The 21478-nt window shown below is 66.4% G+C and carries 20 protein-coding genes and 1 pseudogene; 16 read left to right on the forward strand and 5 right to left on the reverse strand.

The window, feature by feature from the left end; translation table 11 throughout:
• From ABWP84_RS10975 to ABWP84_RS10985, 3 genes and pseudogenes are all read left to right on the forward strand, one after another.
• Positions 1–794 (forward strand): annotated as a pseudogene (locus ABWP84_RS10975) (hypothetical protein); the annotation flags it as partial.
• Between the two features lie 10 nt (positions 795–804).
• Positions 805–1125, forward strand: a complete 321-nt coding sequence (locus tag ABWP84_RS10980) for a hypothetical protein (RefSeq protein ID WP_353212068.1) — start codon at positions 805–807, stop codon at positions 1123–1125.
• A gap of 309 nt (positions 1126–1434) precedes the next feature.
• Positions 1435–1755 (forward strand): hypothetical protein, encoded by a 321-nt coding sequence (locus tag ABWP84_RS10985; RefSeq protein WP_353212069.1) that lies wholly within the window; start codon positions 1435–1437, stop codon positions 1753–1755.
• A gap of 58 nt (positions 1756–1813) precedes the next feature.
• On the opposite strand, the gene ABWP84_RS10990 is transcribed toward ABWP84_RS10985, so the two are convergent.
• Positions 1814–2674 (reverse strand): DMT family transporter, encoded by an 861-nt coding sequence (locus ABWP84_RS10990; RefSeq protein ID WP_353212070.1) that lies wholly within the window; start codon positions 2672–2674, stop codon positions 1814–1816.
• 82 nt (positions 2675–2756) lie between these two features.
• Here ABWP84_RS10990 and ABWP84_RS10995 point away from each other — a divergent pair, with 82 nt between their 5' ends.
• The 10 genes from ABWP84_RS10995 to ABWP84_RS11040 all read left to right on the forward strand — a co-directional run bounded on the left by ABWP84_RS10995 (position 2757) and on the right by ABWP84_RS11040 (position 13626).
• Complete coding sequence (locus ABWP84_RS10995; protein ID WP_353212071.1) at positions 2757–3797, forward strand: quinone-dependent dihydroorotate dehydrogenase; 1041 nt, start codon at positions 2757–2759, stop codon at positions 3795–3797.
• Positions 3794–4645, forward strand: coding sequence for a TIGR01459 family HAD-type hydrolase (locus ABWP84_RS11000; protein ID WP_353212072.1), 852 nt, complete (start codon positions 3794–3796; stop codon positions 4643–4645). Before ABWP84_RS10995 ends, ABWP84_RS11000 begins: the two co-directional genes overlap by 4 nt.
• Positions 4646–4669: 24 nt before the next feature.
• Positions 4670–6355 (forward strand): peptide chain release factor 3, encoded by a 1686-nt coding sequence (locus tag ABWP84_RS11005; RefSeq protein WP_353212073.1) that lies wholly within the window; start codon positions 4670–4672, stop codon positions 6353–6355.
• Between the two features lie 2 nt (positions 6356–6357).
• Positions 6358–7758 carry a D-glycero-beta-D-manno-heptose-7-phosphate kinase gene (rfaE1, locus tag ABWP84_RS11010; protein ID WP_353212097.1) on the forward strand — a complete coding sequence of 467 codons (1401 nt, stop codon included), beginning with the start codon at positions 6358–6360 and terminating at the stop codon, positions 7756–7758.
• A gap of 44 nt (positions 7759–7802) precedes the next feature.
• Positions 7803–8162 (forward strand): DUF305 domain-containing protein, encoded by a 360-nt coding sequence (locus ABWP84_RS11015; protein ID WP_353212074.1) that lies wholly within the window; start codon positions 7803–7805, stop codon positions 8160–8162.
• Positions 8163–8206: 44 nt separating this feature from the next.
• The gene (locus tag ABWP84_RS11020) at positions 8207–9451 is read left to right on the forward strand and encodes a glycosyltransferase (protein WP_353212075.1); all 1245 of its coding nucleotides are present in this window, start codon (positions 8207–8209) and stop codon (positions 9449–9451) included.
• A gap of 60 nt (positions 9452–9511) precedes the next feature.
• Positions 9512–11023, forward strand: a complete 1512-nt coding sequence (locus ABWP84_RS11025) for an aldehyde dehydrogenase family protein (protein ID WP_353212076.1) — start codon at positions 9512–9514, stop codon at positions 11021–11023.
• Positions 11023–12066 (forward strand): phytanoyl-CoA dioxygenase family protein, encoded by a 1044-nt coding sequence (locus tag ABWP84_RS11030; RefSeq protein ID WP_353212077.1) that lies wholly within the window; start codon positions 11023–11025, stop codon positions 12064–12066. The genes ABWP84_RS11025 and ABWP84_RS11030 overlap by 1 nt, the downstream gene beginning before the upstream one ends.
• 102 nt (positions 12067–12168) lie before the next feature.
• Positions 12169–12735, forward strand: coding sequence for a hypothetical protein (locus tag ABWP84_RS11035; protein ID WP_353212078.1), 567 nt, complete (start codon positions 12169–12171; stop codon positions 12733–12735).
• A gap of 9 nt (positions 12736–12744) precedes the next feature.
• Complete coding sequence (locus ABWP84_RS11040; protein ID WP_353212079.1) at positions 12745–13626, forward strand: glycosyltransferase family 2 protein; 882 nt, start codon at positions 12745–12747, stop codon at positions 13624–13626.
• A gap of 248 nt (positions 13627–13874) precedes the next feature.
• On the opposite strand, the gene ABWP84_RS11045 is transcribed toward ABWP84_RS11040, so the two are convergent.
• Together ABWP84_RS11045 and ABWP84_RS11050 are read right to left on the reverse strand one after the other, a co-directional pair.
• Positions 13875–15074 (reverse strand): M20 aminoacylase family protein, encoded by a 1200-nt coding sequence (locus ABWP84_RS11045; RefSeq protein WP_353212080.1) that lies wholly within the window; start codon positions 15072–15074, stop codon positions 13875–13877.
• Between the two features lie 33 nt (positions 15075–15107).
• Positions 15108–16031 (reverse strand): ketopantoate reductase family protein, encoded by a 924-nt coding sequence (locus ABWP84_RS11050; protein ID WP_353212081.1) that lies wholly within the window; start codon positions 16029–16031, stop codon positions 15108–15110.
• 193 nt (positions 16032–16224) lie between these two features.
• On the opposite strand from ABWP84_RS11050, the gene ABWP84_RS11055 reads away from it, so the two are divergent.
• Positions 16225–17529 carry a sorbosone dehydrogenase family protein gene (locus ABWP84_RS11055; RefSeq protein ID WP_353212082.1) on the forward strand — a complete coding sequence of 435 codons (1305 nt, stop codon included), beginning with the start codon at positions 16225–16227 and terminating at the stop codon, positions 17527–17529.
• 18 nt (positions 17530–17547) lie between these two features.
• Here ABWP84_RS11055 and ABWP84_RS11060 read toward each other — a convergent pair whose 3' ends face one another.
• Complete coding sequence (locus tag ABWP84_RS11060) at positions 17548–18282, reverse strand: glucose 1-dehydrogenase (protein WP_353212083.1); 735 nt, start codon at positions 18280–18282, stop codon at positions 17548–17550.
• Positions 18283–18432: 150 nt separating this feature from the next.
• Between ABWP84_RS11060 and ABWP84_RS11065 the strand changes: the two genes are divergently transcribed.
• The gene (locus ABWP84_RS11065) at positions 18433–19581 is read left to right on the forward strand and encodes an iron-containing alcohol dehydrogenase (protein WP_353212084.1); all 1149 of its coding nucleotides are present in this window, start codon (positions 18433–18435) and stop codon (positions 19579–19581) included.
• Between the two features lie 156 nt (positions 19582–19737).
• Positions 19738–20520 (forward strand): class II aldolase/adducin family protein, encoded by a 783-nt coding sequence (locus ABWP84_RS11070; RefSeq protein WP_353212085.1) that lies wholly within the window; start codon positions 19738–19740, stop codon positions 20518–20520.
• A gap of 62 nt (positions 20521–20582) precedes the next feature.
• On the opposite strand, the gene ABWP84_RS11075 is transcribed toward ABWP84_RS11070, so the two are convergent.
• Positions 20583–21251, reverse strand: a complete 669-nt coding sequence (locus tag ABWP84_RS11075; protein ID WP_353212086.1) for an isochorismatase family protein — start codon at positions 21249–21251, stop codon at positions 20583–20585.
• Positions 21252–21478 lie beyond the last annotated feature (227 nt).

The following is a 21478-nucleotide window of genomic DNA, read 5'->3' on the forward strand; positions in this document are numbered from 1 at the left end:
AGCGGGCCTCTCGATATTGGAAATTCATACCCATGTCAGAAAAGGTGCCAATAGACGCAGCAGGCCATCCTGAGCGTGACGCTTGGCGGGCCTGGGTCGCCGACGGCTTTCAGGCCATGTACGGCAGCGCCGCTCGGCCGAGCGGCGGCGTCGTTTATGTCAGGGCCTATATCCGCAATGGCCTCCCCGTCGCGGCCCATACGCGCGGTGCTCCCTCGTCCGCCGGCGAAGGCGGCATCAATGATCGGACCGCTCAGCCAGCGCGCGGTGGGCAAGTTGAAACGCCTGGACCCGTGGAGGTTGGCTTTCCGGGCATGCCGCTTCGTCGTCGAAACCTTTTGGACGACGCCCTTGTCGAGCCCGTGACGGCTCGACGACCAGAAGACGGGCCGGTCGGTGGTCGCCGAGGGGTCATCCCGGAAGGCGGCGGTGGCTATCGGCCACCTGGTCGCCCTGGTCAGACGCCTGGATCGCAGGCTCCCGCGATCCCGCCCCGCAGCCAGGAACTTGTGGATATGGTGGCGCCAGGGGGCCAGCCGGTGGGGGTTCAACGGGGCGGCGCGGAAGCCAACATCCGCACCCTGCCCGGAGGGCAGCCGGGGGCCGAGGCGATGCTCGGGCGACTAACACAAGGCAGGGGTGCCGTTGATATCACCCCTCCGGCGCATCCGGGGCGGATGTACCGCCTCGATGACGGTACGATCATCGGCTATCGGCCATTGACGTCGAGCGGTAGCCCTTCGATCGATATCAACATTCCTGGCTTCACATCCGTTCGCAAACTTCATTTTTAAGGACATCAAGATGGCCACCATGAAGGAACAAATCTCGCAGTTTTGGGAATATGCCAAAATTGATGACGTGACCTTTCCGAGTGTTCTCGACGCGTTGCGAGACCTCACCGAGATTCCCCCCGGCAAGGACGACACCGAGCGCATGCTGCATTTCGTCGGCCTGATGCTCGACCAGGGCTTCATCCCAGTCTCCAGCCCCTACGCCGATCCGCCGAGCGCGCCATGGTCTGAACAGGGCAACGCCGCCGTGTTGCGGCGGCTGCGCCGGGAGTGGGAAGCGCTGGATCATGACGTGACGTTTCTCGACCTATGCTGGTTTCACCGGCCGTGACGGCAGGCTGATCATACGTGCTGGGCCACCAGCCCTACATCACGATCGACAGCGCGCCTTCGACAAACATGGGATTGTCGCGGCCGGTTGAGACCTTCTTGTCAGGCCGCCCGATCATCAGTTGGCCGAATGGCGCGGCGCTATCGATGTTACGCCGCGCACCTATGAGGACCGGCAGCTTCGCCTCGATAATGGCTCAGTGATTGGGTATCGACCCACTTCAAGAAGCGGCCCATCGGCCATCGACATTAATATCCCGGGTTATTCCGGCGTAGCGAAGCTTCACTTTGTCGACTGATGGAGAAACACATGTCCAATATCGGGGAAGAACTCGCGCAACTCGCCGCTTCGGCGGAGATCGATGATGTAAGCTTCCCGATGGTCATCAACGCGCTAAACCGGTTGCTTGAAGTCCCTCCCGGCAAGGACGACACCGAGCGCATGCTGCATGTCGTCGGTCTGATGCTCGACCAGGGCTTCATCCCAGTCTCCAGCCCCTACGCCGATCCGCCGAGCGCGCCATGGTCTGAACAGGGCAACGCCGCCGTGTTGCGGCGGCTGCGCCGGGAGTGGGAAGCGCTGGATCATGACGTGACGTTTCTCGACCTATGCTGGTTTCACCGGCCGTGACGGCAGGCTGATCATACGTGCTGGGCCTCAGACCCTGCGTCACGCGGGTCAACAGCTCCTAAGAGCCGGTCCGAGCCTTCGCCGCCCGCTCGCTCATCACGCAGGCCAGCACCACCACGCCGCCGCCCAGCAGCAGAATGGCGTCCGGCACCTTGCCAAACACCAGGTAATCCAGCGCCACGCTCCAGGGCAGGGCGATGAATTCAAACGGTGCCAGCCGCGCCGGCCCGGCATGGCGAAAGGCCAGCGCCAGGGTGACGGTGGCCACCCCGGCCAGCAGGCCATTGGCCATCAACTGGCCGGTCTGCAACAAGTCCGGCGTCACCCAGAGCCAGGCGGCGAAGGGGGCAAAAACCACAAAACCCAGCGCGCTGGGCCAGACCAGCAGCCGGGCAAACCCCGTCTCGCCCCGCAGGGCACGGTTGATGGTGATGTTGATGGAATAAAACACCGTCGCCAGCAGGGCATAGGCATAACCCAATAGGCTGCCACCCGGCTGTCCCAATTGCGGCGCCAGGGCCAGCAGCACGCCCGAAAACGCCACCCCGGACCATAGCCAAGCCGCGCGCGGAATGCGCTCGCCCAGAAACACCCCCGCCATCAGCATGATCATGAAGGGGTTGGTGAAGAAGACGAGATAGCCATCGGCCAGCGGCAAATGGCGAAAGGTGAGGAAGAACATCATCCCCGACACCAGCATGGAGGCGGCGCGCAGCGCATGCAGCCCGGCATGGCGGGTGTGCAGCGTGCCACCCGCCAAAGGGCTCACCGCCCGGGCACCAAAGAGCAGCACCAGCAGCACGCCATGGCGGAACACCAGCGCCTGCGCGGGGCTGAATTCGCCGGACAAAAGCTTGGTATTGGCATCGAGCAGCCCGAACAGGGCAATGCCGGCCATGATGAGGAGGGGACCTTTCACCCAGACCCTCTATCCCGCCTTGCGCCCACTTGCCATGGGTGGCGCTTCCCAGGGGCGCGCGGGTCTGGCATGCCCCGGATGGATGACACCCGCCCTCGCCTCCGCCCTCACCCCCCTCATGCGGCTCATGGATGCCGAAACCGCCCATGGCTGGGCGCTGCGCGCATTGGGCGCCGGCCTCGCCGGGCGTTCGGCCGCCAATGCCCATGCCAGCCTGGCCAGTGAGGTGATGGGGTTGCAATTCGCCAATCCCCTCGGCCTCTCCGCCGGCTTCGACAAGAACGCCCTGGCCGTGCTGCCGCTCATGCGCCTGGGCTTTGGTTTTCTGGAGGCCGGTTCCGTCACCCCACGGCCACAGCCCGGCAACCCCCGCCCGAGAATCTTTCGGCTGGAAGAGGACCAGGGCGTGATCAATCGCCTGGGCTTCAATAATGCCGGGCTGGATGCCTTCCTGGCCCGGCTGCGCGCCCTGCCCCGCCCATTGCCCGCGCCCCTGGGCGCCAATGTGGGCGTGAATAAGGAAGGTGCGGTGCCCGAGCGCGACTACCCAGCACTTTACACCGCCATCGCACCGCTGGTGGACTACATCACCATCAATGTCTCCTCGCCCAATACGCCCGGGCTGCGGGATTTGCAGGGCGAGGCGGCGCTCAATGGCATCCTAGCCGCCATGCCGCCGCGCAGCGTGCCGGTGCTGGTGAAGATCGCCCCTGATTTGTCCGAAGCCGCACTTCTGCCGCTGCTCGATGTTTGCATGGCCCATGGGGTGGCCGGCGTGATCATTTCCAACACCACCCTGGCCAGGCCCGAAACGCTGCGCAGCGCGGCGCGGGGTGAGGCTGGCGGCCTCTCCGGCCAGCCGCTCTTCGAGAAAAGCACCGCCATGCTGCGCATGGCGCGCCGGCACACCCAGGGCCGCATCGCGCTGGTGGGCGTGGGCGGGGTGGCCTCGGCCGAGCAGGCCTATGCCAAAATCCGCGCCGGCGCCGCGCTGGTGCAGCTCTATAGCGGCTTTGCCTATGCCGGCCCGGCGCTGGTGCCGCGCATCCTGGACGGCCTGGCCGCGCTGCTGGCGCGCGACGGCTTCGCCCATGTTTCTCAAGCGGTGGGAGCCGACGCGTGAAGATCATCGAATCCATCACCGAAACCTTTGCCGATTATGATGGCTATGTGCTCGACCTCTGGGGCGTGGTGCATGATGGCCGCGCCCCCTATCCCGGCGCGGTGGCAGCGCTGCACGCGATGAAGGCGGCCGGCAAGCGCATCGCCTTCCTCACCAATGCGCCCCGCCGCAGCTGGTTCATCGACAAGATGCTGGTCGGCATGGGCATCACGCCCGACATGCATGACGGCATCATGAGCAGCGGCGAGGCCACCTGGATGCTGCTCAAGGCCCGCAGCGATGCCCGCTTCACCGGCCGCGCCTTCCATATCGGGCCCGAGCGCGACCTCTCGGTGGTGGATGAAGGCGTGGCCGAACTGGTCACCGAGCCGGGTGACGCGCAATTCCTGCTCAATACCGGCCCCGACCCCGATCGCGGCCCCCGCTCGGTCGAGCCCTATCGCGCCGACCTCATCCGCTGCCACGCTGCAGGGCTGCCCATGCTCTGCGTCAACCCGGACCGCGCGGTGATGGTGGCGGGCGAGCGCATTCTCTGCGCTGGCGCGCTGGCCGATGTCTATCGCGAGTTGGGCGGCACCGTGCTGGAGATCGGCAAGCCCGACCCGGCAGTCTATGGCCCCACCCTGGCGCTGCTGGGCGATACGCCCAAAAATCGCGTGGTGGCGGTGGGCGATACCGCCCATACCGACCTCGCCGGCGCCATGGCCGCAGGGCTGGACAGCCTCTGGGCGATGACCGGGCTGTTCCAGCACGCCCATGGCGGCGATGTCACGGGGCCTGAAATCCGCCTCCTTGCCGAGGCCGAGCACGTCTCCCCCATCGCAGCCTTGCGCGGCTTGCGGGCCTGATCACCGCCCCTGGGGAATACCCGCATGGCGCCGCGCCCGGCCATGCGCTATTGCCCTGCCACCATGGATATTCAGCCAGAACTGCCCCCCCAGCCGGGCCATAATCGCGGCCCGGCCGAGGATGGCCAGCGCGTCGCCTTCGAGGCGGGCCGGCGCCGCACCTTCGCCATCATCGCCCACCCCGATGCCGGCAAAACCACGCTGACCGAAAAACTGCTGCTCAAGGGCGGTGCCATTCAGCTCGCCGGCCATGTCCGCGCCAAGGGCAATGCCCGCCGCACCCGCTCGGACTGGATGAAAATCGAGCAGGATCGCGGCATTTCCGTCGCCACCTCGGTGATGACCTTCGAGCAGGGCGGGCTGGTCTTCAACCTGCTCGATACCCCGGGCCATGAGGATTTCTCCGAGGACACCTACCGCACCCTCACCGCGGTGGATGCCGCCGTGATGGTGCTCGATGCCGCCAAGGGCATCGAAAGCCAGACCAGGAAACTCTTCGAAGTCTGCCGCATGCGCGACATCCCGATCATCACCTTCATCAACAAGATGGACCGCGAGGCGCGCGACCCCTTCGAACTGATCGATGAGATCGAGAGCACCCTGGCGCTGGACGCCGCCCCGGTGGCCTGGCCGGTCGGCCGCGCCAGCGAATTCGCCGGCACCTATGATCTGCTGGCCAATCGCTTCATGCCGGTCGATAAGGCCTGGGAAGACAGCATTCCGATGTCCTCCACCGAGGATGCAAAGCTTTCGCAAATGGTCGGCCCCGAGCGTGCCACGCGATTGGCCGAGGAAGCGATGCTGGCCGAGGCCGGCCTCAAACAATTCGACCTCGCGGCCTTCCGCGAAGGCACCCTCACCCCGGTCTTCTTCGGCTCCGCGCTGCGCGATTTCGGCGTTGCGCATCTGCTCGATGGGCTGGCCCGCTACGCGCCGCCCCCGGGCATGCGTGAGGCCGACCCGCGCAATGTCCAGCCCGATGAGCCGGCGCTGACCGGCTTCGTCTTCAAGATCCAGGCCAATATGGACCCCAACCACCGGGACCGGGTGGCCTTTGTGCGGCTCTGCTCGGGCCGGCTGACCAAGGGGATGCGGCTGCGCCAGGTCGGCACCGGCAAGCAGGTGCCGGTCAATGCGCCGCTCTTCTTCTTCGCCAAGGACCGCCAGGTGGCCGAGGAGGCCTGGCCGGGCGATGTGGTGGGCATCGCCAATCATGGCATTTTGCGCATCGGCGATACGCTGACCGAGGGCGAGAACCTGAATTTCCGAGGCGTGCCCAGCTTCGCGCCCGAAATTCTGCGCAATATCCGCCTCGAAGACCCGATGCTGGCGAAAAAACTGCGCACCGCGCTCGACCAATTGGCCGAGGAGGGCGTGGTGCAGTTGTTCCGCCCGCTCGATGGCTCGCCCCCCGTGGTTGGCGTTGTCGGCCAGTTGCAGCTCGATGTGCTGCAATCACGGCTAAAGGTGGAATACGGCGTGCCGGCGGGCTTCGACAACACGATGTGGAACGAGGTGCGCTGGGTGACCGGCGAGAAGGCCGAAATGGCCCGCTTTGCCGATATCCACCGCCGTGACGCGGCCGAGGATCATGACGGCGCGATCGTCGGCTTCTTTGCCTCCTCCTGGCGCCTGGGCAAGGCGGGGGAGGATTTCCCCGGCCTGCAATTCCACAAGCTGCGTGAGCAGCACGGCGTGGGCGCCGCCTGATGCTGGATTTCGGCCCCCTGCATGTGCTGGTGGTCGGCGATGTGATGCTCGACCGCTACCTCTATGGCAGTGTGGAGCGCATTTCGCCCGAGGCGCCGGTGCCGGTATTTTCCCGCGGGCGGGAGAGTGCCATGCCCGGTGGTGCGGGCAATGTGGCGCGCAACATCACCGCACTCGGCGCGCGGGCCACGCTTGTTGGCCTCATTGGCCCGCGCAGTGAGGCGCTGCGCCACGCCATTGCCGATGCCGCGATCCTCGATGGGCTGGTCGAAAGCGCCACCCGCCCCACCACCACCAAGCTGCGCGTGGTGGCCGGCAATCAGCAGATGATGCGCATCGATGACGAGGCGACAGGGCCACAAAGCCAGGCCGAGACCGCAGGCTTATTGGCCGCCATCGAGGCCGCGCTGGCGGCAGCCCCTGATGCCATCATCCTCTCCGATTACGGCAAGGGCGTGCTCTCACCAGCGGTGCTGGCGCGGCTGCGCGCCGCCCAACTGCCGGTTTTTGTGGACCCCAAGGGGGCCGATTTCTCCCGCTATGCCGGTGCCGCCTGCATCACCCCCAATGCGGCAGAGATGGCGCTGGCTGCCGGACTGCCCAGCCGTGGCGATGAGGAATGCGCCGCCGCCGCCCGCGCCGTGATGGCGCGCGATGGTGTCGGCGCCATCCTGGTCACCCGCTCGGCCAAGGGAATGATGCTGGTGCGGCCCGATGGCCTGCTCTCCATCCCCGCCCGTGCGCAGGAGGTCTTCGATGTTTCGGGGGCCGGCGATACGGTGATCGCCGCCCTCGCCCTGGCCCATGCCGGCGGCCGCTCGCTGGAGGATGCGATGCGCATCGCCAATGCCGCGGCGGGCATTGTGGTGGCCAAGCTTGGCACCGCCACCACCTCGGCCGCTGAACTCACGGCGGCGCTGGCCGGCGGCGCGGGCGATGCAGGCTCAGCGCTGCTCGACCTCGCCGCCACCCGCGCCCTGGTGGCGCAATGGAAGGCGGCGGGGCTTTCGGTCGGCTTTGCCAATGGCTGCTTCGACATACTCCATGCCGGCCATGTCGCCATGCTGGCCCAGGCGGCGGCCGGCTGTGACAGGTTGGTGGTGGCGCTGAACAGCGATGCCTCGGTGGCGCGGCTGAAGGGCCCCAGCCGCCCGGTGAACCGGTTGGAGGACCGCGCGGCGGTGATTGCCGCCCTGCGCCAGGTCGCCGCCGTCACCAGCTTTGCCGAGGATACGCCACTCACCCTCATCCAGGCGCTGCTGCCCGATGTGCTGATCAAAGGGGCCGATTACACCGCCGAGACGGTGGTGGGCTGGCCCGAGGTGCGCGCCCATGGCGGGCGGCTGCTGCTGGCGGAATTGCTGCCCGGGCGCTCCACCACGGCCATTCTCGCCGGCCGCTGAAAGCGCTTGACCTTCCCATGATGGGAGGGTGCCTGATGCGCTGTATGAAACACATCATTCTCGCCGCCGCCATTATAGCCTCGCCCGCCACCATGGCCTGGGCGCAGGGGCAGCATCGCGGCCATGCCCCGGCCGCTCCGGGCGTGACCGCCGCAACCCGGGCCTATCAGGCCGCGGCCGAGGCCATGCACCGCGACATGGCCATCACCTATAGCGGCCAGGCCGACCGCGATTTCATCCAAGGCATGATCCCGCACCATGCCGGCGCCATCGCCATGGCGAATGTGGTGCTGCTGCACGGCACCGATCCAGAGACCCGCGCCCTGGCCGAAGGCATCATTCGCGACCAGGAGCGCGAGATCGCGCAGATGCGCGCCATCCTGGCCCGGCTGCCCGCGCGCTGAAGCAAGCTGGACAAGCAGCAGCCAAACCGGCAGGCATGCCTCCCATGCGTGTCCTGTTCATCCATCAGAACTTCCCGGGCCAATTCCGCCATGTTGCCGCCGCCATGGCCGCCTCGGGCCATGAGGTGAGCGCCCTGGCCGAGGCGCAGAACCCGCCCATCGCCGGTGTAACGCTCTATCGCTACCCCGCCCCCGAGATGAGCCAGGAGGCCCAAGCCCGGGCGCATCCCTATCTCCGCCGGCTCGACTCCCATCTGCGGCGGGCGCAAATGGTGGCGCGTGCCGCCACCCAGTTGCGCCAGCGCGGCTATCGGCCGGAGCTCATCGTCTCGCATATCGGCTGGGGCGAATCGATGTTCATGCGCGACATCTTCCCCCAGGCGCGCATCGTGCTGCATTGCGAGTATTTCTTCCGCGCCGAGGGCGGCGATGTCGGCTTCGACCCGATCTATGGCGAGATGACGCTCGACACCATCGCCCGCACCCGCATGCTCAATACCGGCCAATTGGTCCAGCTCGAAGCCGCCGATTGGGGCATGGCGCCGACAATGTGGCAGCGCAGCCGCTACCCCGATTGGGTGCAGGCCAAGATGAGCGTCATCCATGAGGGCGTGGACACCATCGCCATCAACCCCGATGGCCCCGCCGGCTTCACCCTGCCCGATGGCCGCAGCTTCCGCCGTGGCGACCCGCTGGTGACCTATACCGCCCGGCATCTGGAGGCTTATCGCGGCTTCCATCACTTCATGGAGGCCCTGGTCACCCTGCAAAAGCTGCGGCCCGACGCGCATGCCGTCGTGGTGGGCGGCTCGAAGGGCGCCTATGGCGGCCCGCCCCCGGGCGGTGGCACCTGGCGGGAATGGGCGCTCAAACAGGTGGATGGACGGCTCGACCTCACGCGCGTGCATTTCTTCGACTGGCTGCGGCATGACCAGTTGCACACCCTGTTCCGGGTGAGTGCGGCGCATGTCTATCTCACCTTCCCCTTCGTGCTCTCCTGGTCGGTGCTGGAGGCCATGGCCTGTGGGGCAGCGGTGCTGGGCTCGGCCACCGCACCGGTCCAGGAGGTGATTGCCGATGGGGTGAATGGCAGGCTGGTGGATTTTTTTGACAGTGACGCCATCGCCCATGGCCTGGCCGATATGCTGGCCAACCCCGCAGCGCTGGTGCCGCTGCGCGCCGCCGCCCGGGCGAGTGTGGTGGAGCATTATGATCTGCAATCGCGCTGCCTGCCGCAATGGGTGACGCTGCTGGAGGGCGTGGCCCGGTCAGGCAGCGGCCTGGGCTGAGAGGCTGCTTGCCCAGGGCCGGGCGGGCGTGCATGTATCGCCCGTTCAGGAGGAAATCCCATGCTCGACCAGCCGCACCGCACGCCAGAAGCCCCCAGCGCCGACCCCTTCGCCCTGGCGAAGGCCTTGTCCGGCATGCACTTCATCGGCGGCCGCTATGTGCCCGCGATCAGCGGAAAAACCTTCCCCGTGGTGAACCCCGCCACCGGCATTCAGGTGGCCGAAGCGGCCGAGGGTGATGCGGCCGATGTCGATGCCGCGGTGCAGGACGCCGCCCGCGCGCAAAAAGCCTGGGCGAAGATGCCCGCCCGCAAGCGCGGCGCGCTGGTCTATCAATGCGCCGCCCTGCTGCGCGCGCATCAGGATGAACTCGGCCGGCTGATCGCACTGGAGACCGGCAAGGCGCTGCGCACCGAAAGCCGCGTCGAGGCCGGCGTGGTGGCTGATATTTTTGAATTCTTCGGTGGCCTGGGCGGCGAATTGAAGGGCGAGAGCGTGCCCTTCGCCCCCGATGTGCTCAGCGTGACGGTGCGCGAGCCGCTCGGTGTGGTCGGCGCCATCATCCCCTGGAACGTGCCCATGCTGCTGATGGCGCTGAAAATCGCCCCGGCCCTGGTGGCCGGCAATGCGGTGGTGGTGAAATCGGCCGAGGAGGCGCCCCTCGCCGTGCTTCGCATCTGCGAATTGCTGGGCCGCATCCTGCCGCCGGGCACCTTCAACATGCTCTCCGGCCAGGGCCCGGAATGCGGCGCGCCGCTGGTGGCCCATCCGCTGGTCAAGAAGGTGACCTTCACCGGTTCGGTCGAAACCGGCAAAATCGTCGCCCGGGCCGCGGCCGAAAAGCTGGTGCCGGTGACGCTGGAACTGGGCGGCAAATCGCCCATGATCGTCTTCGCCGATTGCGATTTCGCCAAGACGGTGAGCGGCGCGCTCACCTCCATGCGCTTTACCCGTCAGGGCCAAAGCTGCACGGCGGCCAGCCGCATCTATGTCGAACGCCCGATTTTCTCGGCCTTTGTCGCCGAGATGGAAAAGGCCGTGAACAACATGGTCATGGGCGACCCGCTGGACGAGAAAACCGATATCGGCACGATCATCAGCCAGGGCCAATTCGACAAGGTTCAGGCCTTCATTGAGGAGGGCAAGGCGACGCCCGGTGCCACCGCCCTCGAATGCTCGGCCATGCCCAGCGACCCCGCACTGCGAAAGGGCCTGTTCCTGCGCCCGGTGATCTTCACCGGCCTCGACGGCTCCTCCCGCCTGGTGCGCGAGGAAATCTTTGGGCCCGTGACGGTGATCCAACCCTTCGACGATGCCGAAGCCGTGCTGGCCGAGGCCAATGACAGCGAATACGGCCTCGCCGCCTCGCTATGGACCAACAACCTCAAGGTCGGCCTCGACCTCGCCCACCGCCTGGAAGCGGGGCTGGTGCAGATCAACCAGAATCTGGTGGTGCAGGCCAACCTCTCCTATGGCGGCGTGAAATCCTCGGGCCTGGGCAAGGAGGCTTCGCTGGAAGCCATGCTGGAGCACTTCACCCACAAGAAGACCATCATGGTGAATATGGGTTAATGAACGCGAACCCGCTGCCCGGGGTGCCGCTGGTCGAGAGCCCCTTCTTCGAGGAGCTTCTCGCCACGGCCGATCTGCCGGCGGAGACGCAGCGCATCGCCCGTGACCTGCACCGCGACGGCTTCGCGGTGTTCGACTTTCCCGAGCCGGATTTTACCAACCTCGCGGGGCAAATCATCGATCAGCTCGGCCCATCCATGGCCATTGATGCCTTCCGCGCCGGCGGCGCCAACGGGCTGCGGCTGCAGGATGCCTGGCAGCAATGCGCCGCCGTGCGCAGCCTGGCCGCCAATAAGGCGGTGAAGGCGCTGCTGGGTGACCTCTATGGCCGCCCCGCCTTTCCCTTCCAGACCTTGAACTTCCCCTTTGGCAGCCAGCAGCACGCGCATACCGACAGCGTGCATTTCAGCGCCATGCCCGAGCGTTTCATGTGCGGCGTCTGGGTCGCGCTGGAGGATATCCACCCCGATGCCGGGCCGCTGATCTACTACCCTGGCTCGCACCGCCTGCCGATCTATGTGAATGAGCATATTGGCCATTGCGCCGCCACCGCGCCATCGCGCGCCAATCAGGCGGATTTTGCCCCGCTCTGGCGCGCGCTGATCCACACCCATCGTCTGGAGCAGGTGGAATTCACCCCTCGGCGCGGCCAGGCGCTGATCTGGGCCGCCAACCTGCTGCATGGCGGCTCCGACCATCGTGACCGCAACCGCACGCGCTGGTCCCAGGTCACACATTATTTCTTCGAGGATTGCGCCTATTATACGCCGCTGGAGAGCGACCCGGCTTTCGGGCGCATCTTCTTCCGCAACGTGACCGATATCGCCACCGGCCAGCCGGTGCCCAATCGCTACCTGGGCCATGACGTGCCCGCAGACTATATCGAAGCCACCAAGCGCCCGCCTGCCGCCACCCTGCCGGAGGATTTCGATGCGCAGCTCTATCTGCTCGCCAACCCCGATGTGGCCGCGGCCGGGGTCGATGCCGGTGAGCACTACCTGGTGCATGGCTCGCGCGAGAACCGGCCCCTGCGCCCGGGCTAAACCAAGCCTGTCGCCCGCGGGCGTGACAGGCTATGGTGCGACGATGACCCACCCTGACGCTGCCCGCACCCACCGCCCCGACACCATCGCGGGGTTACGCGCGTGAGTGGGCCCGAAGCCAAGCCGCCCCTGGCCGATAAGACCGTGGCCGAGCTGAAATCGATGATCGCCAATGCCGACCAGATCCTGGCCGGCCCCAATACCAAGATGCATGGCCCCGCCACCGCCTTCCGTGAGGCAGCGCGCCTCGCACTCGCCGGCCGCCGCGTGGGCTTTGCCGCCGCCGCCCCGGATTTGGTGCTGGAAGCCGCCATGCGGCGCATCAAGGCAGTGGCGGCCGAGGTGCAGGCCCGCTTTGACCTCTCGGCCGAGACCGCCCGCGCCCGCGGCGTCACCACGCCGCATAAGCTTCTGGCCGCCAATGGCGCGCCAAAAATCAGCGGTGATGTGCGCAGCGGCAAGCTCAAGCGCTGCCCTTATATTTCCTATCGTGGCCCCGGGGGCATCGCCATGCTGTATTACGCCGTACCGCCCGGCGAGGCCGAGCCCTATTGGGGCGGCTGCCTCACCGCCGTGGGCAGTGCCGGCCCTGAGGTCGCGATGACCGAGGAGGAGGCGGTCTCCGCCTTCCTCGCCGCCCTCGCCGAGATCGCGCCGCTGCGGGGCTGAGCGGCTTTCGTGTCTGTCACCATCATCGTCGTGGCCTTCAATTCGGCCGCTATCCTGGCCGAATGCCTGGCCTCCATCCCGGCCGACCTGCCGGTGGTGGTGGTGGATAATGCCTCCACCGATGCCAGCAGCGCCGTGGCAAAGGCCGCCCGGGCCGATGCGCGGGTGATCCGCACCCCGCGCAATCTGGGCTTTGGCCGCGGCGCCAATGCCGGCTTTGCGGTGGTGGAAACCGCCTTCGGCCTGCTGCTCAATGCCGATGCGCGGCTGATGCCAGGCGTGCTGGAAGTGCTATGCGCCGCCGCACAGCGCTACCCCGATGCGGGGCTGCTGGCGCCGGAAATCTTCGGCGATGACGGCGCGCTGCAATTCGGCCACGCCCTGCCCCATACGCCGGCGCATAAGCGCTACCTTCCGATGCCGGCGGGGGATTGCTGCATGGATTACGTCGGCGGTTCGGCGATGTTCTTCCGGATGAGCGCCTTTCGCGCCCTGGGCGGCTTTGATGACGCGATCTTTCTCTATGGCGAGGATGACGATATTTGCCTGCGCATGGCCGCCGCAGGCCATGCTTTGGTGCATGTGGTGGGTGGGCGGGTGGTGCATGCCGGCGGCAAATCCACCAGCCCCTCGCCCCGGCTGGAATGGTGCAAGGCCTGGCATCAGGGCTGGTCACGCATGCATCTGGAGGCCAAGCATCGCGGCCGCGCCGCCGCCTGGGGCCATTTGCTGCGCGAATGGCCGAGCCTTGCAGCCAAGTCCCTGCTGCGCCGCGGTGATGCGCGGCACACCAAATGGTCCGGCCGCGCGGCCGGCATGGCGGCCTGGGCACGCGGCCAAAAGGCCACCGACATCGGGCTTGACCCGGCGGAAAGCCAGCGGTCTGCTTGAAAACGAACATCAAGATAAAACAAGATCGAGGGGCTTTGCCCCTCGAGCACCCCAGCATTAAACTTAGTTTCCTGCACCTTCGTTAGATTATTGATCATAAAAATTTTTAAATGATCGGGACATCAATTATTCTGGTGAGCGAGCGGTAGAGGGCAAGGACCTTTTACTATTTTCGTCCACCACCAGCGTTCTTCAGCGCCTTTGCTTTTCCACATTCTGCCCCCCCGGCGACGGCTGATCGTGCCGGCTCAGGCCACGCCCGCCAATTCCTGCCGGACGAGTTGGACCCAAAACGCCACACCATGCGGCAAGGCGGCGTCGTTGAAGTCATAGAGTGGCGAGTGCAGCGCATGCGCCGTGCCATCGGGGGCCACGCCAGCGCCGAGGAAGACGAAGGCGCCGGGCTTGGCCTGCAGCATGAAGGCGAAATCCTCCCCGCCTGTGACCGGCTGGGTTGCGGTATCCACCCCCGCCTCCCCCGCCACGGCGCGGGCGGCGGCGGCCATCACCTCCGTCTCGCGCTCATGATTGACCAGGGGAATGGCGTTCCACCACATGGATATCTCAGCCGTGGCACCCTGCGTGGCTGCGGCGAGTTCGGCCAATTCGCGAATTCGCCCCTCCACCAAGGCCTGCATGGGCGCATTGAAGGCGCGCATCGTGCCGCCCACCACCAACTCCGCCGGCATGACGTTGAGCGATTCCTTGGTGCCGCCGGCAATATGGCCCACACTGACCACCACGCTCTCCCGCGCTGGCACATTGCGGCTGACAATGCCCTGCAGCGCCTGGATGAAGATGGCCTGCACCAGCGTCAGGTCATTGGCCAGATGCGGTGAATTGCCGCCATGCCCGCCCGTGCCGCGGAAGGTGGCGACCCAACGGCCGGAGCCAGCCATCAGGGGCCCCTTGCGAAGCGCAAAATGCCCGAGCGGGACGCCCGGCATATTGTGCATGCCATAGACGGCATCGCAGGGAAAACGCTCGAACAGCCCATCCTCCAACATGGCCTGGGCGCCGCCACGCCCCTCCTCGGCCGGCTGAAAGATGAAATGCACGGTCCCGGCGAAATCGGGGTTTTCGGCCAGCATCCGGGCCGCGCCCAGCAGCATGGCGGTATGGCCATCATGCCCGCAGGCATGCATGCGGCCGGGTATGGTGGAGCCATAGGCCAGGCCCGTCTGCTCGGTGAGTGCCAGCGCATCCATATCGGCCCGCAGGCCAATGGCCCCCTGGCCGGGGCGGCGGCCCTTGAGCGTGCCCACCACCCCAAAGCGGCCAATACCCTCGGTGGTTTCCAGCCCCCAGGATCGCAGGCGCTCGGCCACCAGCGCGGCGGTGCGCGTCTCCTCCATTCCCAATTCGGGATGGGCATGGATGTCGCGGCGCAGCGCGATTAGCTCGGGCAAATAGCGCTCGATCTGTGGCTGGATATCCTCAATGGCCATGGGGTCGGTTCCTCATATTCGGGCGGGGCTGCTTCACTGCGCGCGCGCCAGGCGGTCCATGTAAATCCGCAAATGGGTATAGGCGGCGGATACAAGCGGGGTGTCGATGCCATGGCGGGCCGCGCGGGCCGCCAAATCGCCCAGAATCTGGTCCGCCTCCACCGGCAGCCCGGCCACCAGGTCGCGATACATCGACGAGGCCATGGGCGAGCCCTTTTGGGTCACTTGGCGGGTGATGGTCTCAAGAAAAGCCGCGCTGGGGGCCATGCCATCAACCTCAATCACCCGCACCACCTCGCCCAGCAGGCGCAGGACAAATTCCCGCCCGCCGGAGGCTGCCTCGATTTCGCCAATGGTGCCGCGCATCAGGCCGCATATGCCCCCCAGCGTGGCCAACAGGGTCCATTTCTCCCACATTTCGCGCTCCACATGCGCCGTGAGCCGCGCGGTGAAGCCAGCCCTTTGCATGGTCTCGTCGAATTGCGCCGTGCGGGCGGAGGGGCTGCCATCAAGCTCGCCATAGGCGAGTTCCTGAAACGGCGCCAATTGCTTGATGCGCCCTTGCGGATCGATGGTGGTGGCAACCTTGCAGACGCCACCAATCAAGGCCGCGCCGTAGAGCGACCTGATGCGGTCCACATGGCGCATGCCGTTGAGCAGGGGCATCACCATTGTCTGCGGGCCCATGGCCGGCGCCATGTCCTGCAAGGCCTGTTCCAGGCCAAAGGCCTTCACCGCGACGATAATGGCATCATAAGTGCCATCGATGGTCTCCGCCGTGACGAGTTTGGGCTGCAGCGTCACATCGCCATGCGGGCTGAGCAGGGTGAGGCCCTGCTCGCGCAGCTGGGCAGCGCGGCCCGCGCGCACCAGAAAGGTGACGTCGCGCCCCGCCTGGGCCAGCCTGCCGCCAAAATAGCCACCGGTGGCGCCGGCCCCCACGATGAGAACACGCATGTGATCACTCTCCTCCATCTGTGGCGCGCAGGCCTTTATCTGGGTCAGGATGGCTGAGACGGGGGAGTTTACAAGGCGGGGGACGAGCGGTCGTGCTGGCTGCTCGACGCTTTGGGGATCAGGCCCTAAAGAGCGAGGACATCCATGAGGCGATGGCCTCGCCCCCCTCAGATCCCTCGATGGAGATGATATCTTGAATTTGTCCAGCATCATCGCGCGCGGCGTTGCCATGATTGGGGGCACCGCGCTGCGCCTGCGGCACATCAGGGATGGCAACCCCATACCGGCCTGGGGCGGGGCGCCGGCCATTCCGGCCGCCAAGCCGCAGGGCGTGATCCCCACGCTGAAAATGCCCACAGCCCAGGGCTGGAGCGAAGGCCAGGCGCCAATCCCCGCCCCCGGGCTGAAGGTCAACGCCTTTGCCCGCGGCCTGAAACACCCGCGCTGGATCAAGACGCTGCCCAATGGCGATGTGCTGGTCTCCGAGGCCAATAGCATTCCCCGCGCGGTCATGCGCAATGCCTTTGACTACGCCATGGTCGCCACCATGCGCCGGGCCCGGGCGGTGGGCGAGAGCGCCAACCGCATCACCCTGCTGCGCGACCGCGACGGCGATGGCGTGGCCGAGATCCAGGATGTCTTCATGGAGGGCCTCAACCAGCCCTTCGGCATGGAATTGGTCGGTGACCAGTTTTACGTTGGCAATACCGATGGGGTGGTGGTGTTCCCCTATGCGCCGGGCGCGGATCGCATCACCGCGCCGGGGCGCAAGATCGTCGATTTCAAGCCCGGCGGGCATTGGACGCGCAGCCTGCTGCAAAGCCCCAATGCCAAGAAACTCTATGCCGGTGTCGGTTCGCTCACCAATATCGCCGATCAGGGGATGGAGGTGGAGGAGGGCCGCGCGGCCGTTTGGGAACTCGACCTCGAAACCGGGGCCAGCCGTGTCTTCGCCGGGGGCTTGCGCAATGCGGTGGGCCTGGCCTGGGAGCCACAGACGGGCATGCTCTGGACGGTGGTGAATGAGCGCGACGGGTTGGGCGATGAGACGCCGCCCGACTATCTCACCTCGGTGCGCGATGGCGCCTTTTACGGCTGGCCCTATTGCTACTGGGACAGGGTGGTGGATGATCGGGTGCCGCAGGATAGCGCCATGGTGGCCAGCGCGCTCACGCCCGATTACGCGCTGGGGGGGCATACCGCCTCGCTCGGCCTATGCTGGGTGCCCGCCGGCACCTTGCCGGGCTTCCCCGCAGGCATGGCGATTGGCCAGCATGGCTCCTGGAACCGCAGCAAGCTCAGCGGTTACAAGCTGGCTTTCGTGCCCTTCGAGAATGGCCGCCCCTCGGGCCCGGCCCGCGATATTCTCACGGGCTTTCTGGCCCCCGATGAGAAGGTCTCCTATGGGCGGCCCGTGGGGGTGACCCTCGGGCCCGATGGGTCGCTGCTGATGGCCGATGATGTGGGCGATGTGATCTGGCGGGTGAGCGGGGCCTGAGGCGCCCCGGCGCATGATCTATAGCGAGACGCCGCCATCCACCGCCAATTCGGCGCCGGTCATATAGACGCTCTCATCCGAGAGCAGGAACAGCACCGCCCGCGCCACGTCATCCACCGTGCCCACGCGCCCGAGCGGGATGGAATCGAGCCGCGCCGAGCGCTGCTCATTGGTCCAGATGCTGATCATATCGGTCTCGATCGGCCCGGGATGCACGCTATTGACCCGAATGGCCAGCCGCGCGAGGTCGATCGCCGCAGCCTTGGTCATGCCGCGCAGCGCCCATTTGGTGCTGGAATAGGCAATGGCATTGGGCGAGCCGCGCAGCCCCGCGGTCGAGGAGATATTGACGATTGAGCCGCCGCCGGCCCTCGCCATGGCCGGCACCACCGCCTGCATGCCCAGGAAGCAGCCGGTCTGGTTCACCGCCAGATGCTTTTCGAACAGCGCCTTATCCGTCTCCATCAGCGGCTTGGGCACATAAATGCCGGCATTATTGACCAGCCCATGCAAGCCACCGCCAAGCGTCTCGGCCGCGGCGACGGCAGCGGCCCAGTCGGCCTCCAATGTCACATCCTGGCGGAGGAAGACGCAGGCCGCACCGAGTTCGGCAGCGAGCGCCCGGCCCTGCTCCTCCAGCAGGTCACCGATCACCACCCGACCACCTTCGGCGATGATCATCCGCGCCTCCGTCGCACCCTGGCCGCGTGCGCCGCCCGAGATCAACACTGTCTTGCCCGTGAACCTGGCCATGGCGTTTGCTCCTCCTGCCTTTGGTGGCGATCTTGGCTGAGCTATCTGCCGGCGGCCAGGGTTTTTATCCACCCTGAGATGGGGCTGGGCGATGGCTTGCCCCGGCATGGCCGGCACCGCATCCTGGCCGCAACAGAAGGAAGAGGCCCGATGGCTGCGCATCTTCATCAATGGCCGGCGCAAGGGCGGGTGCATCACGCCGCCACCCTGGCGCAAGCCTTGCCGCGCGAGATCGCCGGGGCAGAGCGCGTGGTGCTGGTCACGCCCCGTTCCCTCGCTGGCAGCGCGCTGGCCGCCGAGGTCACCACACTGATCGGCGCGCGCCTCGCCGGCAGTTTCGCTTCCATGCGCGCCCATAGCCCGGTGGAGGATGTGCTGGCACTGGCCGCCCTGATGCGGCAATGCGAGGCCGACCTGATCGTGGCGCTGGGCGGTGGTTCGGTGATCGATGGCGCCAAGGTGGCTTGCCTGGCGGTTTGGCGGGGCATCACCGATGCGCCTGGCCTGATAGGCGCCGCCACCTCGCGCGGGCGCGAGCCTGATTTTTGGGATGGCCCGGCGCCAAGGCCGCGCATCATTGCCCTGCCCACCACGCTCTCAGCCGCCGAATTCGCCCCGCATGCGGGTTATACTGACCTCGCGGCGGGGCGGAAATATCGCGCGCTCGACCCGTGGATGGTGCCGCGCGCGGTCATCCTCGACCCGGCGGCCACGCTGGAGACGCCCGCCGCCCTGCTGCTCTCCTCGGGCATCCGCGCCCTCGACCACGCGGTGGAACGCTGGTGCTCGAGCCAGCCCACGGCCTTCTCCGATTCCGTGTCGCAGCAGGCGATGGTGATGCTGGCCGAAAACCTGCCACGGTTGCACCGCCAACCAGGCGATATGGCCGCGCGCGCCGCCTGCCAATATGCCGCCTGGCTGGCGGTGATGGGGGGGTGGTCAGGGGTGCCGGTGGGCGCCAGCCATGGCCTGGGCTATATTCTGGGGGCGGCAAAGGGGGTGCCGCATGGCATCACCTCCTGCCTCATGCTGCATGCGGTGATGCGCTGGAACGCCCCGGTGAATGGCGCGCGCCAGGCGCAGGTTGCGCGGATTTTCGGCGCCGAAGCGGCCGGGCCTGCCATTGAGGCTTTTGTCCGCGGGCTTGGCCTGCCGACGCGGCTTTCAGAGCAGGGTATTGCGCCGGCGGAGTTCGCCTCCCTTGCAGCGCGCTGGAACGGTGACGCCCCCATTTCCACCAACCCCAGGGCGGTGACCAGCGCTGCCGATCTGCTGGAAATTCTGCAATTGGCGCAGTGACACCGCCCTCAAGGGCAGTCAGGGCCGCGTTATCCCAACGCCCTTGCCGTTCCCGCCGCGCAACATCTATCGTTTTGCCCACGCCCCCCGGGCGCATGCCGAATAGGCCTCAGCCGTGCCCACCATCATCAACCCGCCGCCCAAGGATGCTGGCCCATGCCGCTTGAAAACCACACCGCCGCCGATATCGCGCTGGCCGATGCACGCCATCAGGCGCGGATCGACCTGGCCGCAGCCCATCGCCTGGCCGTGCGCGATGGCTTCCATGAGGGCATTTTCAACCACTTCACCCTGCGCGTGCCCGGCACCACGGACCGATACTACCAAATCCCCTTCGGCTTGCATTGGAGCGAGGTGACCGCCTCCTGCTTCATGGAAGTGGGCTATGATGGCGCGATCCGCGATGGCGAGGGCATGGTTGAGCGCTCGGCCTATTGCATCCACGCACCGATGCACCGGCTGCTCGATGGCGCCGCGGCGGTGTTCCACACCCATATGCCCTATACCAGCGCCCTGGCGCGGCTGGAGGACCCGCAAATTCTGCCGATCGGCCAGACCGAGCTTGGGACCATGATGCGCACGGCCTATGACCCGACCTATACCGGCCCGGCCTTTGACCCGGCCGAGGGCGAGCGCCTGGCGGGGGTGATTGGCGACAAGACGGTGCTGATCATGGCCAATCACGGTGTGGCGACGGTCGGGCGAAATGTGGCCGAAGCCTATGATCGGCTTTACTATATGGAGCGGGTGGCCCAGGTGCAGCTCTACGCCATGTGGACCAACCGCCCGCTCAAGCGCCTGCCCGAGGAGGTGGTGGACCACACCATCAGCACCTATCGCGGCAACGCCCAGCGCTATGGCGACCGCTCAAACGCCGAATGGCATTTCGACGCGCTGAAGCGGATTCTCGACCGCAAGGAACCCGACTACAAGGACTGATCGGCTTTGGTGCCCAGCGCCATAGCCGTTTTACCGCCAGAGAGAGCATGATCCGCCCAGCCTCAGCGGGGCATGCTCTCCAGGCCCTGCAGCACATCGCAGAGCGGCAGCACATCGGCGTATTTCACCGCCATATCGTAAAGGCTGGCGAAATGCGGGGATTCGTGGCGGTCCGCCACGCATTCCTCCGCCACGATCATCCGAAACCCGCAGGAGAGCCCCTCCACCACCGTGGCGCGCACGCAGCCCGAGGTGGAGCCGCCGGTGACCACCACGGTATCGACGCCATGAAAGGTCAGCAGCGAGCGCAGATGCGTCTCGAAAAACGCTGACGCCATGCGCTTACGGATGATGATATCGGCGGCCGCAATATGCAGGCGGGGGTCAAGCTGCGCGCGCGCAGAACCCTCGCGGATATTCTGCAGGCTGTCGGGCGTATTGCTGCGGCCGCCCCAGACACCGCAATCCTCGCCTGATTCCACATAGGCGACATAAGTCCAGATGACGGGAAAGCCCCTATCACGGCACAGGGTGGCGAGGGTGTTGGTGTGCTCCATCTGCCGCGGGTCAGTCTCATAGCCTGTGGCCGGAAAGCTCGCCGGTTCGGTATAGGCGCGCTGGGGGTCTATATTGACCAAGGCGGCGCGGCGGCCAAAGCCAAAGCGGGCGCGCTGTGGCCCGGCCCGAAATGCCGCGAAAACCTGTCGGGCGGAAAGGTCGCTTTCGATCATCTGGCGGGGAACCCGTTCAATATGCTGGTGTGGTGAGGCTGACATAGCCATTCGCCGCTGGCTGTTCCAGCGAATCGCCAAGCCAGCCCGGCTGCGGGCCTGGGGCAGAGAAACCTCGGACAGGGCTTTCGCCTGCCGGTTTTTCCAGGCCTCCTATTGTGCTGGCATTGCACAAAATGCTACACGGCACACTCACTCGCCGGCTGCGCATTCTGCGGTCTACCGGA

It is taken from the genome of Rhodovarius sp., from assembly GCF_040399605.1.
Classification (GTDB): domain Bacteria; phylum Pseudomonadota; class Alphaproteobacteria; order Acetobacterales; family Acetobacteraceae; genus Rhodovarius; species Rhodovarius crocodyli_A.